This window comes from Alishewanella sp. d11 (assembly GCF_049390205.1).
Classification (GTDB): domain Bacteria; phylum Pseudomonadota; class Gammaproteobacteria; order Enterobacterales; family Alteromonadaceae; genus Alishewanella.
Map to the genome: position 1 here is coordinate 322,883 of NZ_CP186547.1, position 17,353 is coordinate 340,235.

The following is a 17,353-nucleotide window of genomic DNA, read 5'->3' on the forward strand; positions in this document are numbered from 1 at the left end:
ATGGTTTACGTCTATCTGTAAAAACGCTCTGTTAGCTCCTGACAGAATTTTGTACGATAAACCAGTGCAGCACGCAACTGACTAGCTGCATCCTCGTCTAGCCATTGCTGTTGAGATTTAGGACGATTGTTTTCCAACAGATAACTAATGGCTTGATCATTGATGCGCTTAGCGTCTTTGAGTATGTCTAGAGATTGCGAAAATAACATGATCTTTTGGTAATAACCTGAGGACAGAGCTTCGGCATATTTCAGCAAGATCGATTTTCTATTTTCTGGAGTTTTAAACGAATGCTCCATCTCTACAGCGCACAATGTCCCATCATGTTCGCGAACAACACCATCTACACTTCTGATATCATGTTTTCTGGCTATCTTCCGAAATTCGCTGTCAGTTATAAATGCGTTCCACGCATTAAAACTATCTCCATTATTAAAATACTCTGCAGACATTCCTCGTAGTATTAGAAATTGTACGATCAGATCATGATACAGCGTAGACAGGTTTAGTCGCTGCGCGACATGTTCTGTTGAGCGGAATTGCATGGGTATTGCAGTCAGTTGTTCAGCAAATAGAGCTCCGGCCCTGGTCAGGGTGTATACCCGGTCATCCGGCGAGCGATGCGTTAACGCATACTCTAGTAACCCCTCCCGACATAATCCGTTTAAATGCGCCAACGATTGCGCTCTAGAAATACCATAGAGCCACTGAATTATAGTCGGGCTGGTATGCCCAAATCGGCTGACGATGGTCATCGTCAGCCTACGCCGCGCTTTTCCTGTTTGGTTGTTGTTGGTGCCATACCGATATTGCATATCGATATTGAAATAGTTTTGGTATTGCAGGGTATGCGAATCAGTAATGCTCATAGTATTTTTCCAGTTAAGTTGTTTTCACTACTAACTAGAAAAACTGGCTGCGAAATTTTCAATTTCACAGCTATTTCATGAACATTTTCATCACAAGATGTTGTGTAAAACGTCTCGCAATCAAAATGGCAATGACTATTGCACCTTCGCATGCTTTGCATGTTAGCTGAGTGATTTCATCACACAGCTAAACAGCCTGAAACGCCCGCGAAACCTGCCTCTTGAGGCCGGTTGCGCTTTACGTGCTTGCAGCACTAGCGATTCAGACTGTAAGGCGCGCGCACGTGGCGTTGCCCCGTACCACAGCGATTTTTGCCGTTTCTGTTCCGCGAATGCTGACGCATTATTTCGCGTCCACAAAAACTCTGCCGTCTATCGACGGCAACTGGTTGCATCTAAAAATCTATCGATTTTTCTCGCAATTTTGCCTAGGGGCAAAACTAAAATCACTGTGGCACGGGCCATGCCGTGCGCGCGCCTGCTACATAACAAAACCGCTATTGCGGCTTTGTTATTACGCGTTTTGCTAGCTTACTGTGTAAGCGCTATTTAGCAATTTTCATTCGAAAATCTGCTTTTTTGATACGTTGTATTATTTTTATTCTTGGATAGATTGGAGGGGCAATGTGGAACCGATAAGGTGAAAGGAACTTATAAATTCGCGCTTGATTTGATAGTTAATATTATCAAATCAAACGCAGCCATTTGCGATTATGAAGCGGCACTTTGTGCCATTAGCGATTCCATCCATGACTGCACCTCTCGTTCACTCCAACGCGCACAACGCGCGCCAAGCAACACCTGCTTAGGAAAAGCACCTTTGCTGATTAACTTATAAATTTGCGCCTTGCACATTCCAACTCTGCTTGAAACGTCTTTTATTGATATGAAACGGTCGATCTGTTGTGTCATTTTCACCCCTTAAAGTGTAATTAATTGATTATTAATGTTTAGATTTCTGATTGCAGTTTTGCTAAAAAATCTGACCAAGTAGCCATCATTTCTGCGCGTTTTTCCAAATGTTCCGTGCGGTCATATGCGGTGCCATTCGGATTTCTGGTTTTATGCGAAAGTTGTTTTTCAACGTAATTAGCATCAAATTTTAGCTTCTCAACTATCAATGTCCTGGCTGTAGCACGAAAACCATGCATAGTTTGCTGAATGCCATTACGCCGCAATGCGGTCGTTGCACTTTCAGAACAAATCGCTTCGCCAGCTTTTACTGGAGATGGAAATAGATAATCTGAATCATTTGACAACATTTGCAAACGTTGCAAATAGCCTAAGGTGGTTTTATTAAGTGGGATAACGTTATCGTTACCATTTTTAGACGGTTTAAAATAAATGCAAGCGTCTTCATAGGAAATGTCTGACCACCTGAGAGACGCAATTTCGCCAGGACGCAAAAACCAATGCATACCGGTAATCATCCCATTTTTAATTGACACTAAAAGTAGAAGGTTGCGTCATTAAAGCCTGTTTGTATTTGGGTGGTATGCCACCAATTGCTTTGTTTGGTCGTTCATTATTGTAAAACCAAAGCCATTCTGTCGCATGATCTTGCACTTCGGCAATACTGTTGAATAAATATTGGTTCAGCCACTCGTAGCGAACGGTGCGGTTGTACCGCTCGACATAAGCATTCTGCTGTGGATTGCCAGGCTGAATAAACATCAGTTCAACTTCATGTTTTTCAGCCCATTCAGCCAATAATGCACTGATATATTCCGGGCCATTGTCGCTTCGTATCTGCTTTGGCTTACCACGCCATTCAATGACTTGATTGAGTGTGCGGACAACACGTTCTGCCGGCAGCGAAAAGTCGACCTCAATCGCCAGACCTTCACGGTTAAAATCGTCAATGATATTCAGCAGCCTGAAGCTGCGGCCATCCTCAAGCTGGTCATGCATGAAGTCCATAGACCAACACTGGTTCATCGATTCCGGTACGGCCAATGCATCAGGTTTATCCCGTTTTAAGCGCTTCTTAGGCTTTATTCGTAGATTAAGCTCCAGCTCCCTATAAATCCTCAACACCCGCTTATGGTTACAGCTGAAACGCTTCACGTTGCGTAAAAAATAAAAACACATACCAAAGCCCCAACTGCGATGGGCTTCGGTCAGACGCAGCAGCCAATCAGCAATTTTAGCGTTTTCGTCACTCAGTTTGGCCTGATAGCGATAACAGGTTTCGCTAAGCCCAAACAAGGCACACGCTAACTTGATGGTAATGGAATGGTTTTGCACCGCCTTTTGCGCCAACTCCCGTCGACGCGACGGCTTTACCACTTTTTTTCGATGGCCTCTTTAAGGATTTCGGCTTTGAGCCGCTCCTCGGCATACATCTTTTTAAGCCGTGCATTTTCGGTTTCAAGCTCTTTCAATCTGGCCATCATGGACGCATCCATGCCGCCGAATTTGGCGCGCCATTTGTAAAAGGTGGCCGAACTCATACCATGCTCACGACAAAGCTCTGGAACGGGTGCACCGGCTTCGGCTTGCTTTAAGATTGCCAGGATTTGGCTGTCGCTAAATTTTGATGTTTTCATGCAGAATCTCCTGCGTTTATGTTACGAGAAAATTCTACTTTTGACGTCAGTTATTTTCTGGGATGATTACCTACCAAGTAAAATATTCAACCTAATCATCTCTGACACATTCATCTCTTTGATACCAGACAATACCTTTTTCAGTGAAGAAACTTTTGTTGCGGCAGTAAAATTTTTAGGTTTTGGATTGATTAGACATTTTCGGATGGCTGAAAAGTTAAGATTAACATCACAATCTTCAGAGCTGCAGTGCTCAAAAACCTGTTTTATCAATGTCAAACAGCGTTGACCTGTCACCAATTTCCCACTTGCCTGAATATCCATTACGATCTTTTTAACAAGTTTATTTGTTATCTGGTGCATCTTAAGATGAGCTAAATGTGGAAAGATGTGATTTTCAAAGCGCTCCAACCTGGTTTTTGAATATTTACTACTCACCTGGTTTTCTAACATGTAAAGTTTTGCATATTCTTCAAAGGTTTTTGAATCAACTTTCTGAAAATACGACTCTATCGTGCTCGGTTTATGTAATTCTTTATATCGCTCAGTTGCTTCTTTTAAAGAAAGATCAGGATAGCAACCTAGTGTTATCGTTGTTTCAGAAGAATTATTATACGCGCGCAAGCGGTAAGATTTTTTACCCGATGGGTAAACAACTAGGTAAAAATTGGAGTCAATCCTAACCTTGTATGCTGTCGATTTCGGCACTAAATTTTTTAGTTCTTTATCAGTAATTCGATACTTACCCAAAACACATTCCTCGGTCTTCTGCTAAACACGAGGAAATTATTTCTCAAAGCACCCCATATCCTTAAAAAGTGATTATGCAAACTCACTGCTTAACTGCCTATAAAACAGGCAATCAACACGAGTAAAAATAAGAAAATGAGTAAAAAAAGGTGATAAACGAGCGATTCAGTTTAAATTTTGAGCAAACAGTGCTTAATTTCACTTTTAAATAAAAAAATATTTTTTATCAAAAATTTTGACAGCCACACACTGCCCTTGATTAAGCAAACTGACCAATGGCTAACTGAACGTATCACAATTTAGAAGTTTCTTATTGATAGCTTTCAAGCGTCTACTGGCTCTTTATCCCAGAATTCTGACTGCTTTGAGCGAAAAGCAGAAATAATTTTTCGCCGTTTTAACAATAAGAATGTCCGCATAACTCCATATAGCGGACGTTCAAAATTTGTTAAAAATCCATCATCGAAATTTGATTTACTACTAAGCTAAGCCAGGATCAACGGCAAACTAACTTATTGGTCTAAAATGACCTTCGAAAGGAACTTTTCTAAATTCGATTCTACTTTTTTGATGCCTATATCAGGTAAAGAAACAACTACTACCGTTTCTGATGCGTTGTCATACATATAGTAATGCCCGTCACCAATTTCTGTAATTGGTATCAAGCTTAAAGGAAACCGTCGAATCTGCCTAAAATCATTAACAGCATTTACGATATTCAAATGAGACGTATCTTTAACTCCAAGTCCGTAAAACTCATTCGCACCATAAGAAATTACACCGAAGCTCTTTAAATATTTTCGATATTCCTTGGAAAACGTCATACCAAGAGCAGACTCTGCATTTGCTATTTGCTCTTCAGAGGCTGGCATAGTATCAACATTATTCATTTTGACTAATTCAAATAGACTATTCATTCTCTATACCTAATTTTTGTTTAATCTCTTCTGCCCGAGCTTTCCAGTGTTCTTCGCGTTCTTTTTTAAATTCGGAACGATCAATCTCTGATTCTTTAGCCTTATCATGCAATATCGAATCATTACCATTACCCATATGCTCAGATCTTGTCAACTCAGCAAGCGGAGCATCAGAAGTTTGACCAATATGATGAAGCTCAATAGGTTTACCCTCTTTATCCAACGGAGCTTTACCTTTTTCCATTCGTTCAAGATTAGTATTACCAAAATCGTCCTTTTGATCTAAATCTATATCTGTGCGGATTAAGGCATCATTACCATTAACTTTCTCACATTCTAACTCTGCTCCTTTATAGATATCAGCTTCTTCTTTACTGCCAATCGCTTCAATTACTGAATCTGAATAACCAATATCGGACAATTCCTGCTTTTGTTCATCATTTAACGGTTCTAAGGTATCGCGAATTTTTATTTTGTCAGTTATTGGCTGATCAAGACTTTTTAAAAAATCTGGTGATAGTGATTTTTGCCCAAAAGACTCAAATAAAACTGGTTTATCTGCATAAGCAATATCTTTAACTGTCTTAATATCCATTAAACGAATACTCCTTTGTTATATAATCTGTCCATTCAGCATATAAACGGATATAGTCCTCTCCTCTACATGTAAGACTCTTAAGTAAACACTGGGTAACAGAAATTCTTATGGAATCGGACGTTTTATCCATTAACTTATCTATAAGCAAACACAAACTAGAATCTAAACCTCTAATATCGCAAACCTCCGATATTATTTTGTCAATTATATCTGCTCCACCTAATATGCAAGCAACTAGTTTTGATAAGTTCATGAATTGACTATCGTCATGAATCGGTAAACGTTGCTTACCATCACCTGCTTTTAGAATATCTGATATGTATATTTTTAATGTCGCAGGTAAATTGCATTTAATTAATGTTTCAGAAAGCCATTTATGCCATATTCTAGCGTCTTGATTGCAACGAGGTGCCAACAACCAACACAGCAGACGATTTCGGAATTCAGCCTCGTTCCATTTGGCAACGCTATCAGGAGCATAGTGGTATAATCGCCGTTCATATGAATAATATTTAACCTTACACAAAATTGCTTCTAACCATTCATTCTGATAAACAACGGCTACTCCCTTGGGTAGACGAGCAAGTTCATCTATTTGCTCGATTGAAAGTGCTGCAGATTTACCTGCCAACAAGCGGTCTGCTTCATCTGGCAAACGCATCAAGATTTTCGTATTGGTATTGCGAATGGCAGAAATATGTACCGCTGACGGTGATTGATCCGCGATGATAAAGCCTTCGCCATGCGTTCGCATTTCTGCGATGGCATTCGATAGCATCTCTACAGATTTCTCAGCAACGCTGCCGCCTTCTGCACCCCCTGTTGATGGGTTTGCTCGCAAGATATTGTGGGCTTCTTCCAACACAGTAATGTGTTTGAGAGGCTGATTCATGAGCATTTGTTCAGCACGGTATTCACCAAGTCTAATGATCAATAGCCCCATTAAAAGCGACTTGGTTTCCTGCGACCCGACTCGGCTTAAATCGATGATGACGTTTCGGTCGAACAGGTCGGCATTACTGATTTCATCAGCAGCAAAGATTTGGCCGTTCAGTCCGTTAACCATTGACCGAACACGCGTGACTAATGCACCTGTATAGTTGCTTTTCATTTCGTCAGAGTATGCCGATTGGGCGATGACGGTCTCTAGCTGCATAAGCAAGTCAGCAAAGGTCGGGAACAACGGAGAACTGAGTGTTGACGTCGAGTCACGCAAATCCCATCCACAGGCCTCATAACTTCTCAATACAGCATCTTTAAGAATGGCAGGCATTGCAGCATACATTGGCCAGCAGACGTTAAACACTTCAATCAAGCGATCTACATGCTCAAGGACATGGGTTTGTTCAGGGAAAGAAAACGGATTGATTATCAGTAGTTCTGTAAATCGGTCGTTTGTGCCCAAAACACGCACATCTGGGTGATTTCCAAAGACGTGCTTGTACTCGCCCTTTGCAGCCTCAATGACCAAGAATGGAATGTCTTGCTGTATTGCTTGATCCAGTAGCACGTAAACCGTATTGCTTTTGCCTGAACCTGTTGAGCCAGTGATCAGAGTGTGGCTTGTCAGTTGGTCAAGGTCTAACTCAACAGTTTGTGGCAAGTCGCTCCACAAGTGGCGCACTTGGCCCAGCGATATGGTTCGCGAGCTGGTATCGGTTATATCTGCGTTCAGTGTTTGTACTTTCCGACCAAATGCGGCAGTTTCTTGCACCACGACGGTAGACGTAGAACGGCGAGGAAGACTTAACTGCAGCGCAATTTCCTTGCTCGATACCAAGGTTGCAGGAGTGAGGTAGGGGATGGAAGTAGTTCCGACAAAACTCGGCTCAAGTCGTGGGTGCATGAGCTGTCCCAACCATTGGGTAATCGCATTGGCTTTTTTGCCAGCCCATGTTGTCAGAGCAAAATCTTCCATGGACGATTGAGTCCCGCGGGTCAGACCTAAGAAAATGCTAGATAAAGCCTCACTGGAGGCGGCGCTGTCACTGACAAAGTAAGCGGTACTGAGCCAGCCACCGTGGCTTTTTGCCTCGTTGATACGATTAAGATGGTGGTCGATCTTCTCCAGCATATTCAAAATGCCTTTGTCCGCGGTCTCAAAACTCACTTGTTGTGTTGAGCCTTGTGTTTGGGTGATGCCTTTGGTGTTGGTAGTGCTATGTGTGTCTGTTTCTGTTGTTGTGGCACTAGTTGCCGTCGACTGGTTAGTTGAATAACTGCTGCTTTCACTTGTTGATTTGGAATCTGAAGTGCCGACAGAGTTTGTTGTTTGGAACATGCTCGCAACTTGGCCACCAATTTGTCCACCAACCATCCCCCCTAAAGGCCCAGCGAGAAAGCCCACAGCAGAGCCTAGCGCCATCGCTCCCATTCCAATTATTTTATCCTTTTTGTTTGGAGAGGATTTACTTAGACTAGTGCTATGAGTGTGGGAAGTAGATTTAGTGGTGCTTTCACTAGTACCCGTTGTTTCCGTCAGTCCGAGGCTTTCTCCCAAAGAGTGGCTCAGTCCTTCACTTATGCTGAGGTTGATAGCATCGCTGTCCTGAATGCCATAGCTGTATTGGCGATTTGACAGAGCGGAAAGCTGCGTCGCCACCTGCTCATAGCCCGTGCGAACAGTATTCAATGCTTGCATTGAAACGGGCTCAGCGAGAATCAGTCCCTCATAAGTGCGGCTTTCTGCAGCATCGATAAAACGCTCTAGCCCTTGCATAAAGTGGGTCTGGTCTTCTGTAGAAAGTCCAGGTACGCTGCTAACCGCGGTGACTGTTTTATAAGGGTTATCCGCACTGAGTTCGTCCAACAATGCGTCAACATCGGTTCCCTTAAGCGGAGAAAGCTTGCTGCCAGGGAAATGCCCTTTGAAAGTTTCTTGCAATAAGTCTCCCGAGTTTTGGCCCAGCATCTTCCCAGGCTCACCTCGCGTACCGATGTAGAGCCGTGTCTCTTTTCCGTCAGATTTTAGAAAAAGGAACACTGTATATCCGGCAGCGCCTAATGCAGTGTAAGCTGCGGTGGTGCTTTCTAATACGGATTGCTTGTTTTCCTGCACCAAACGTTCCACACGGAAAATGCGCACATCGCCACCACGGTTAAGTGGCACGCCTTGTTGGTTTTCCACTGGCAATACATCGTAGTGCTTGAGTTCAGCAAGGTAGCTTTTGTTAACCAATGCATGCGCAGTCGATAGTGTTGTTAACGCCTGTTGTTGTGCGGGAAGCAATCCGGTTTCGGAAGCAAGAAGTTCCATTTCAGTCGTAGATAGATGCATAGTAGCTCCCACTAAACAATAACAGCCAGCATGACTAAGGCAATAGCCCCCACAACCCCACCAATCAAAAGTAACGATTTCAGTATGTTGTGCTCAGGTTGAGGCTCAGGGCGCTGAGTGTTTCCTGTTGATTGATGTTGTTGATATGGCGCAGCTTGTTTCTTCGTACTTTGTGGTTGTGTTTTTGGTAATGTTGTCGACCGAGGTGCACCTTGTGCAATCTTAAACACATGCTCACGTACAGCAACCATATGGCGAATACGTTCCAATGAGAAGTTGGAAGTCGCATATAGCTCTTGTGTGTGATAGTAGTGACTATCCCACTTCACCTTGTCTTGTTCTATCTGCTGGGAATATGCGTTTTCTTCGTAAGCAACAAAAAGGCTTGGATACTTAGATAGTCCCCAGGCGATGGCTTGGGTTATATCTTTAGTGGATAGGCGCTTATCATTCATTTCCATAAATAGTGAAATCCGAACAGAAGATAGGTCACCACTGTTCATGCTGTTGCTTAGTGAGCGGGATGGAGTAAAACCTGTTAAATCAACCGATGAAAAATCAGTGCTCATTGTGTTTTCCTGTGTGGCTTTTGCTTCTTCGTGACTTGTTGTAGAACTGCAAACAGGGCGGGAAAAACCTGCGATACCTCGTTCCGTTAAATGACTTTTCACCTGAATAAGGTGTTCTAATCGTTTTAAACAGAAATTTTGTTCTGCCATATGGAGTTGCAAGGCGAAATAGGCTCCGCCCTCACGTTCCCACTTATAACGGTCTTCACTAATTGGATCCGTGGTACTATTGACTCGGTATTCTTCGAAAAGCGCAAGTTTGTCATCTGGCAGTGCAGACAATATTTGGCGGAGTAACTCCGCTTTAAAATCCCTGCATTTTATAAAGTCGATGATTTTCGCTTTAAACTCTGCGGCTGTTAGATTTGGCGCAACAAGTTCCGTGGATGCTGTCATGGTATTTGGCCTCTAAAAACCCACTGATATTCTCAGTGGGTCAGTAACGGGTTAAAAAAGTAAAATGGCTTCCAGCTCTTGTTTGATAGTACGAATCTCGTCGATATCAGTTTTTGCTTGAGCAATTGCGTTTTCGCGCTGAGTTTGGTTTTCAACTTTTTGTTCTAGATCGGCGAGAATGGCAGCGAAATTGGTGCTAAATTCGCCTTCCAAGAAGGCAAGGTAGTTATCAATCAGCTTGTCCTTGTCCTCTCGAATACGTTTAACTGCGTCGCCCTTTAAGGAATTAAACTGGCCGCGGATTATGATAATCCGTTCTTTCCATAGCTCTTGCAGGTCGACGTAATCTTCTTCTCTGTAAATGGGCACATCGCGTGTACTAAACCACGAGAATGGGTTGTACCATGTTGCGTCACTCACCGTTCTGTAGCCGCTCACAACAGATCGTTTGCTTATGTCACTTTGGTTCAGTTCGATATTCAGCGAAATTGCAGAGATGGAATGTTTTAGAGCTTGATAAATCGGTAGTTCCAACGCGTTGCTTTCTGGGAATAGTGCAGCGACATGGTCTTGATATTCTTGATGTAGCTCTTTTTTAATAATTTCTTGTGAGCTCAGGAACGCTTGTTCGTACTCATTAATACTGCGATTAAACAGAAACTTAATGTCTTTGGATGCAACATCGATTCTGGACTCGGCCTCACAGATACTGACGTCACCGCTAAACGTGTCACCTAGCTCCTTAATCCGCGCATAGACGTGTCTCTCTAATTCGTTCAGAGAGTTGTGCACGTCCATTGGCAGGTCACGACCTTCTTGTTTGAGTTGCTCTTTATAGGCTTGTGTATTAAAGCCCTGATCACGACGCGCTTTCAGGCTTTGAATTTCTGACTTAAGCAGCGAAAGGGCTTGCTCATCAATCTCCAGCTTTTTGATTAACTCGGCCTCTCGCATTCCACGCTCAATAGCAGCAGTCATCGCCAAATGCGCGCGGTTTAGTCGCATTGGGAAGCTATATTTATTGATGTATTCATCGATAACGGCTTCAACACCCGGTAAACCACTGTTAAGAAGCGCCCGCCACATGGTTTTGTCTTGCAAGGCTTCATCATGCTCAGCTTTTTTCTGCATGGCAGACTTTACCGAAGCGCTGACAGACATATATTGCGGAAACGCCATGCTTGGTTCTTCAAGCAATAGCTCTGAAATTGTTCTTTTGTCCCCACGTTCAGCTCGGGTTAATTCACCTTGCTTGCGCAGCAGGTAAGCCATACGCGCGGATACAGGGAAGAGGTTAGGGTCGTGAATACCATTCTCTTCGAGATAGCTTTTCACGCGATTTAGCGCTTCTTCAATGTTCTCACCTTTCTCGGGGTCGAACTCGTCCATCTTGTTCACCACAAACAAGAAGCGATCCTTACTTTGCTTACCGCCTTTACTCATGGTTTCAGCAACTAGTCTTAGCAGCTGAGCATCGTCGTTAGTACCCAACTGTGTCGCATTCAACACATAGATAATAAGTGGATTACGCTTTGAATCCTGGATAAACCTTAATGTCGTGCGCTGGTGTTCCGGATCTTGATTGTTATTCGGCCCTGGGGTGTCGGTTAGAACGAGACGGACATTGTTGTTTTCTTTGATAGCTCGGATATTACCGTGCAACTTGATGGTTTTTGTTTCACAGTCGGCGTTCCACTCTTTCATGGTCGCTAAGTCAACAGATTCCAGATGCTCAATGCGGTTGCCATTGCTGTTGAAACGTTCGCCGTAGAAATTGTCGCCTTGGGATTTGTCGTCAAAAATATGGGCAATGGTCGCGGTGGTTGCTTCGTTTGCTGCAGGCAGCAAGTCTTGCCCTATCATCGCGTTAATAAAGGTGGATTTGCCTGAAGACATGGTGGCGACCACATACGCGTCAAAATCATTGTTTAAAGCGTCTTCGAAGTCTTGTTTGGCTTTTAAATCGCTATTCGCTAAGTAGTTAGCAAACTTTGGTGACTCTTCGCTGACACGTGTCATTAGTGCTTTGATTTTTTCCAGTCGCTCTTCAGCAGGCGCTACAGGATTGAACTTCAGCTCAACACACATGCCTTTTTGGATTGCATTGTTGGCTGCTTCTTTGATGTCATTGAAGTCCGATTCTACGCCGGTGAATTCAATCAAGAAGTCATTACTGCCATTAAACAGCACCTGCAGGTCATCAAAAATCTGCTCTACCCAAAGCTGTAAGCGTTTAGAGCAATATGCTGTAATGTTTGAACTTTCAGACGGGGAATTACCATTAATAAGAAATTCGGTCTCTACTAAAAATGGGTTATGCGTTATTGCAATGTGGTTCATAGTCAAATCTCGCTTTTATATAAACTAGATTGTTAGAGACGGTTAAAGATTACACCGTCCATACAGATAATTTTCAAGGTCAACGCCAAGGGGATACAGTTTAATCATATTAGGAAACAGTATTCATGTACTCATGAATAACAGCTTCAACCCCAGGTAAGCCACTGTTGAGTAACGCACGCCACATAGTTTTGTCTTGCAATGCTTCATCATATTGCGCTTTTTCTTGCATAGTTGACATTATTGCAGGGCTTAGCGACATGTATTGGTGAAGTGCCATACTAGGTTCTTCAAGCAGCAGATCCGCAATGAGACTGCAGCTTGAGCGTTCTTTGCGTGATAGCTCGCTTTTTTTGCGTAAGAGATAGGCCATATATGCTGATATTGGGTAGATGTTAGGGTCGTAAATCCCATGCTCATTCAGATAGGCTTTCACACTACTTAGCGCTTCTTCTATATTTTCACCCCATTCCGGGTCAAACATGTCCATCTTGTTCACCACGAATAAGAAGCGGTCTTTACTTTGCTTCTCGCCTTTGCTCATTGTGTCAGCAACAAGTCTTAGCAACTGAGTATCATCGTTTGTGCCCAACTGAGTTGCATTCAACACGTAAATAATCAGAGGATAACGAGCTGAATCCTGAATAAAATCTAAGGTGCGATGATGCTCCGAAGCTGAACTATATAGTTCAGGGGTATCGGTAAGTATGAAACGAAGATTGCTGTTCTCTGTTATAGCTCGGATATCACCTTTCAAATTGATGATCTTGGTTTCAGAGTGATTGCTCCATGCCTTCATTGTCGCTAGGTCAACCGCCTCGCTACGCTCAATTAGTTTGCTATTGCTATCAAAACATTCGCCGTAAAAATTGCCGCCTTGGGATTTGTCGTCAAAAATGCGGGTGATTGTAGGTGTGGTTGCTCCAGTACTTGTGGGTAATAAATCTTGCCCTAACATGGCATTGATAAAGGTGGACTTACCGCAAGAGATAGAGCCAACTACCACGACCTCAAAGTTTTGAATGTTATTTTTTGAGCTTGATACATCAAAAGTTGTTGGATTGAAATTCAGTTCAACATTCATGCCTTTTTTTATGGCTTTATCGGCTGCTTGTTTAATGTCATCAAAGTCTGTTTCGACTCCGGTGAATTCAATAAAGAAATATTCTTTTCCATTAAACCAAACCTGCAAATCATCAAAAAATGACTTAACCCAAAGTTGCAAGCGCTTGCATCTATACGGTGCAATAATAGAACTTTCAGAAGGCGGTTGGCCATTAATAAGGAATTTAGTTTCTACAAGATAAGGGTTATAGATAATTGAAATATGATGGATTGCTAGCGCCCTATTATTTGAGATATGTTGTTTCACACAATCAGTATTTGCCGCGCCCATCATGAGAGTATTCACTGTGCTTAAGCCAGTATAGTCTATGAAAGCATACAGCTCTTTTTTACTCATAAGTGGTACTTGTCCTTTTGAGACTTTAACGAGCCTTCTTCGTACGTTCTTCTTTAATACTTGCGGTACTTTTGCAGCACTATTTAAGTGAAAAGGATGCTCTCGAAAACGTTCAAATTCAGCGTTGAGGATGTAACGCTCTGTGCGTCTTAATTCGACGTCATCTAGTGATTTTTTGGCTATCAAGGCAGATTGAGCCATAAGCGGTATTATTTTGGCATTTTTGTAGCCAAGCCCTGCTAAATACTTGCTCGCTAATGCTACATAATGCTTAACAGTTTCCCCTCTTTGTTCATCCAAAGCATCAACTTTATTAAGTGCGAATATTACTGGTTGTCTTGGGTTTACTGCACGAATGGTTCGAATGATTTCTGCATCATCGGTTGTGCCTAGTTGTGTTGCATTAAGAACATAAAGTACAGGGCTTTTAGGATATGCTTTTAATGCATTAATAAATTGTTCTTTATGACGTTCATCCCTGCTGTTATTAGCCCCTGGTGTGTCAACCAATGTGTAACCAGCTAATGTTGAATGCTGCTTTATGCCGGAGTAAGGAATGGTAATGTCAAAAGATGCAATTTCATCTGATATATTCCATGCCTGTATTTGTTTTGTACAAATTGTGTTGAATGACGCAATAACAATACCCGAGTGGCAATAAGCCTTCATACTAGGTTTAGCTTTTTCACATACGGTTATACGAGCAATCTTAGCCGTAGTCGCTTCGTTCCCAGAAGGAAGTAAATCTTTTCCAATAAGCGCATTAATAAGTGAGGACTTTCCAGCACTCATAGAAGCGGCAACGAGTATAGACTTTGTTTTTTTGTTCATGACAATACACTTTCAGTTTTGCTGCTAGTTGTATCCAACCAAGACGATAGATTATTTCGTATGTAAGTATCTAGCTCGCATGGTGAGATAACGCGAATGTTAGGTATCCAATATTGAACAATTGACGCTATTTGGTTATAACTCCATGCCGAAGAAGAGATTAGGAGGGAGCCGTCCTTACGCTTTTCGATAATTTTTTGTTTTGGCAGAAGAGCTTTACGTTCAAAGTAAAATGCAATGTCTTTCGACACTTCAAGGGTTATATTAAAAATCGGTTGTCCAAACCAAATGGTATCTTGTTCTTTAATTTTATCGACAACTGCGGGGTCATAGTCAAATTGCTCCTTTTGCATACTAACGAACTTAATACGCGCAAGTGAGAAAGTCTTCAGTGTACCTTCAGAAAGTGCTGCTAAGTACCAACTACCATGGCTATAAACCAAGAGGTATGGCGAGACTAACCGAGGCTTATCTTTGTAAATAAAGCTAACGATTAAGCGACTTTTAATCGCAGTTTCAAAGGTGCTATGAAGCGAAGAAATAAAGTCTGCTTCAAGGGGTTGCTCTAGAAAATGATAACACTCGCTGACCGAGTCATTGATGAAACTTCGAAGAAATTTGGCTACCTTGGTAGGAAGTGCTTTTTTAAAACCGATGTTACTGATTAAACGAATAAGGTCTTCTTCGTTATACATGCCTCGGGATTGTGATAGCTTATAATCACCAGTCTCAGGGCATCTCTCAATAACGGAATCCAAACGTTCAAAGTCTCTACGAATAGTTTTAGAACTTACTCCATATTTATCCGACAATTTTCGCAGATTTAAAGATTCACCACTAAATGCCATAGCAGCTATATCAGCTAGTCGATTAGCAAGAATGGTATTCCTCATAAACATACCTTTAATCAAATTCCTTTAGATAAGGTGTATAATACAAAACACTTGGGACAGGGAGTGTCCAACAAATCCTTTATGCGTTTTTATTTGTAATTTCTACAAGTCAGAGTTCTGTTCACAGTCAAAATAACAGGAATTTGCAGATAATGGAATTCATGATTAGCAAGACCTGTGCATGTTAGCCCTGTTAAACTTAAGTATTATGTCAACTAAAAACTCAGAGCAGTCATTGAGGTTTACAAATGGCAACGCCTGCTTTTGGCACACAGACGATCTTCACTATGAGCGAATAGCAGAAATTCTCCCCTTACTAAAATCCCCTAACAAATGTCTGGTTTTACTGCAAAACCGGTCATGTTGTTCTTAATTAAGTGTCTGTAAACATAACCTGTCTGAATCAATCAATTTAAGGTATGGTGCTCGGGTCATTTAAGCTCCCAGTGTTAGTTATCTACTGATTTACTGAGAAGCCTAAGTAATAACTGACAACAAATGGATTAAAATTGCCATAAGCTTATGATAAATATCTAATTTATATGGTTTTAATATGTATTTTCACTAAGGTATCTCAGTAATATTGTAAATTAAAGGTTAATTGAGTGCTTAGCTGACTTCTCAACTCATTGTTTTTCGGTAAACTTATAGGAATGAATTAATTTTACCTTTCTGGTGTTACTGAGAGGTATACATAATAACTGTTATTTTGCATTGCAAGATTGGAGTATAAATCATGGATCTGAAAGACTTTGTATCTGAAACTCTGCTTTCAATAGTAAACGGCGTAACAGAGGCTCAAGCAAAAGCCTTAGAGCTTGGCGCTTATATCAATCCTGCCGGACTTACTCGTCATGCTGCGAAAGTAGCGGACAATGCTATTTGGGATAACTCTAACAATAATTATGCTCAAATTGTGACATTCGACGTAGCTGTCACGGCTGAAGATACTGCAAAAGCAGGTGCCAAAGTCAAAGTCATTGCTGGAATATTTGGTGGTGGTGCTGAAGCTGAAACTGGAACTAAAAGTAGTTTGGCTAGCCGAGTCCAGTTTTCTGTGCCGATCTTACTTCCTGCTAACGATGTGGCGAAACCTGATGCAAGAGCAAAACCTGTAATAGCATGTTAAATATACAAAATAACAAACGCCTTAAACATCGCGGCCTTTGGCCGCTGGACTCGCAACAAGTTGCTCGCCGTTTAGGCGTGCGTTGAGGCTGTAGGAAAACCTTTGAGCAAATAAATTAACGTGCGCTACGTTAAATTTTTTTGCGGTTCAATGGTGAAACCTATGCAGATTTTACGTAGCGACGCGTTTTTAGGGTGAAATTTAACTGTTTTTTGTATTAAATTTTAAGTCGAGGGTTTTTCTACACCCTCGTTATGCATATGGAGAAAATTTAACTTCGATGGTCTAGGGAATAGATAAAATGTTACTCAAAGAAGTCATTGCTATAAATTATAAAAGTGCTCCAAAAACGGCACTTGAAATTAAGCCAGTTTCTCCAACAGTGCTAATTGGAGATAATGATTGGAGACTATAAAATCTTTTGTGTAAGTGGCTGTTTATCATAACGATACTCGGTCACCGTACATAATCATAAACTGAGTCATGGCTGGCTTCCAATTTCGTAGTGGCATTTGTCCACTTTTTAGTAATCTGGTGTAAAGCCAAATACAGCAATTTGAGTACTGCAACATCACTTGGGAATGACCTTCTGGTCTTGGTGACCTGACGCAGGGTGGCATTAAGCGATTCGATGGCGTTGGTGGTATAGATGACCTTTCGTATCTCCGGTGGGTAATCGAAGAACACGCTAAGCCTTGTCCAGTTGTGAGCTAGTCGAAAAATTAGTGGCTAACGACAAGCTTCGGTTTTTGCGAACATAACAGCGGTTTTGG

General features: G+C 41.9%; 13 protein-coding genes and 1 pseudogene. 1 reads left to right on the forward strand and 13 read right to left on the reverse strand.

Going from position 1 to position 17,353, the window contains the following annotated elements:
• Positions 1 to 11: 11 nt before the first annotated feature.
• The 12 genes from ACO1PK_RS01565 to ACO1PK_RS01620 all read right to left on the reverse strand — a co-directional run bounded on the left by ACO1PK_RS01565 (position 12) and on the right by ACO1PK_RS01620 (position 15,451).
• Positions 12 to 869: a hypothetical protein gene (locus ACO1PK_RS01565; protein ID WP_423186935.1), complete on the reverse strand. Its 858-nt coding sequence runs from the start codon at positions 867 to 869 to the stop codon at positions 12 to 14.
• 711 nt (positions 870 to 1,580) lie between these two features.
• The gene (locus tag ACO1PK_RS01570; RefSeq protein ID WP_423186936.1) at positions 1,581 to 1,781 is read right to left on the reverse strand and encodes a helix-turn-helix transcriptional regulator; all 201 of its coding nucleotides are present in this window, start codon (positions 1,779 to 1,781) and stop codon (positions 1,581 to 1,583) included.
• Between the two features lie 38 nt (positions 1,782 to 1,819).
• Positions 1,820 to 2,287, reverse strand: a complete 468-nt coding sequence (locus ACO1PK_RS01575) for a tyrosine-type recombinase/integrase (RefSeq protein ID WP_423186937.1) — start codon at positions 2,285 to 2,287, stop codon at positions 1,820 to 1,822.
• Positions 2,288 to 2,306: 19 nt separating this feature from the next.
• Positions 2,307 to 3,418, reverse strand: a protein-coding gene (locus ACO1PK_RS01580; protein WP_423186938.1) for an IS3 family transposase whose coding sequence is annotated in 2 segments (ribosomal slippage) — positions 2,307 to 3,157 and positions 3,157 to 3,418 — 1,113 coding nt in all. Because the reading frame shifts where the segments join, the coding sequence is not laid out codon by codon here.
• A 66-nt stretch (positions 3,419 to 3,484) separates the two neighbouring features.
• The gene (locus tag ACO1PK_RS01585; protein ID WP_423186939.1) at positions 3,485 to 4,168 is read right to left on the reverse strand and encodes a tyrosine-type recombinase/integrase; all 684 of its coding nucleotides are present in this window, start codon (positions 4,166 to 4,168) and stop codon (positions 3,485 to 3,487) included.
• 512 nt (positions 4,169 to 4,680) lie between these two features.
• Entirely contained in the window at positions 4,681 to 5,085 is a 405-nt protein-coding gene (locus tag ACO1PK_RS01590) for an SMI1/KNR4 family protein (protein WP_423186940.1), read from the reverse strand.
• Positions 5,078 to 5,680, reverse strand: coding sequence for an HNH/ENDO VII family nuclease (locus ACO1PK_RS01595; RefSeq protein ID WP_423186941.1), 603 nt, complete (start codon positions 5,678 to 5,680; stop codon positions 5,078 to 5,080). The genes ACO1PK_RS01590 and ACO1PK_RS01595 overlap by 8 nt, the downstream gene beginning before the upstream one ends.
• Positions 5,670 to 8,960 carry an ATP-binding protein gene (locus ACO1PK_RS01600; protein WP_423186942.1) on the reverse strand — a complete coding sequence of 1,097 codons (3,291 nt, stop codon included), beginning with the start codon at positions 8,958 to 8,960 and terminating at the stop codon, positions 5,670 to 5,672. Before ACO1PK_RS01600 ends, ACO1PK_RS01595 begins: the two co-directional genes overlap by 11 nt.
• Before the next feature lie 11 nt (positions 8,961 to 8,971).
• On the reverse strand, positions 8,972 to 9,925 hold the full coding sequence (locus ACO1PK_RS01605; protein ID WP_423186943.1) for a hypothetical protein: 954 nt from the start codon (positions 9,923 to 9,925) through the stop codon (positions 8,972 to 8,974).
• 51 nt (positions 9,926 to 9,976) lie between these two features.
• Positions 9,977 to 12,265 carry a dynamin family protein gene (locus ACO1PK_RS01610; RefSeq protein ID WP_423186944.1) on the reverse strand — a complete coding sequence of 763 codons (2,289 nt, stop codon included), beginning with the start codon at positions 12,263 to 12,265 and terminating at the stop codon, positions 9,977 to 9,979.
• Positions 12,266 to 12,374: 109 nt separating this feature from the next.
• Positions 12,375 to 14,558 carry a dynamin family protein gene (locus tag ACO1PK_RS01615; RefSeq protein ID WP_423186945.1) on the reverse strand — a complete coding sequence of 728 codons (2,184 nt, stop codon included), beginning with the start codon at positions 14,556 to 14,558 and terminating at the stop codon, positions 12,375 to 12,377.
• Complete coding sequence (locus ACO1PK_RS01620) at positions 14,555 to 15,451, reverse strand: helix-turn-helix transcriptional regulator (protein ID WP_423186946.1); 897 nt, start codon at positions 15,449 to 15,451, stop codon at positions 14,555 to 14,557. The genes ACO1PK_RS01615 and ACO1PK_RS01620 overlap by 4 nt, the downstream gene beginning before the upstream one ends.
• 736 nt (positions 15,452 to 16,187) lie before the next feature.
• Here ACO1PK_RS01620 and ACO1PK_RS01625 point away from each other — a divergent pair.
• On the forward strand, positions 16,188 to 16,580 hold the full coding sequence (locus ACO1PK_RS01625) for a hypothetical protein (protein WP_423186947.1): 393 nt from the start codon (positions 16,188 to 16,190) through the stop codon (positions 16,578 to 16,580).
• Between the two features lie 440 nt (positions 16,581 to 17,020).
• Here ACO1PK_RS01625 and ACO1PK_RS01630 read toward each other — a convergent pair.
• Positions 17,021 to 17,285: pseudogene (locus ACO1PK_RS01630) on the reverse strand (transposase); the annotation flags it as partial.
• Positions 17,286 to 17,353 lie beyond the last annotated feature (68 nt).

Excerpts from the sequence above, each read along its gene's own strand:
- ACO1PK_RS01565 (WP_423186935.1), bottom strand. The coding sequence starts at position 869 with ATGAGCATTACTGATTCGCATACCCTGCAATACCAAAACTATTTCAAT.
- ACO1PK_RS01570 (WP_423186936.1), bottom strand. The coding sequence starts at position 1,781 with ATGACACAACAGATCGACCGTTTCATATCAATAAAAGACGTTTCAAGC.
- ACO1PK_RS01575 (WP_423186937.1), bottom strand. The coding sequence starts at position 2,287 with ATGCATTGGTTTTTGCGTCCTGGCGAAATTGCGTCTCTCAGGTGGTCA.
- ACO1PK_RS01590 (WP_423186940.1), bottom strand. The coding sequence starts at position 5,085 with ATGAATAGTCTATTTGAATTAGTCAAAATGAATAATGTTGATACTATG.
- ACO1PK_RS01595 (WP_423186941.1), bottom strand. The coding sequence starts at position 5,680 with ATGGATATTAAGACAGTTAAAGATATTGCTTATGCAGATAAACCAGTT.
- ACO1PK_RS01600 (WP_423186942.1), bottom strand. The coding sequence starts at position 8,960 with ATGCATCTATCTACGACTGAAATGGAACTTCTTGCTTCCGAAACCGGA.
- ACO1PK_RS01605 (WP_423186943.1), bottom strand. The coding sequence starts at position 9,925 with ATGACAGCATCCACGGAACTTGTTGCGCCAAATCTAACAGCCGCAGAG.
- ACO1PK_RS01610 (WP_423186944.1), bottom strand. The coding sequence starts at position 12,265 with ATGAACCACATTGCAATAACGCATAACCCATTTTTAGTAGAGACCGAA.
- ACO1PK_RS01615 (WP_423186945.1), bottom strand. The coding sequence starts at position 14,558 with ATGAACAAAAAAACAAAGTCTATACTCGTTGCCGCTTCTATGAGTGCT.
- ACO1PK_RS01620 (WP_423186946.1), bottom strand. The coding sequence starts at position 15,451 with ATGAGGAATACCATTCTTGCTAATCGACTAGCTGATATAGCTGCTATG.
- ACO1PK_RS01625 (WP_423186947.1), top strand. The coding sequence starts at position 16,188 with ATGGATCTGAAAGACTTTGTATCTGAAACTCTGCTTTCAATAGTAAAC.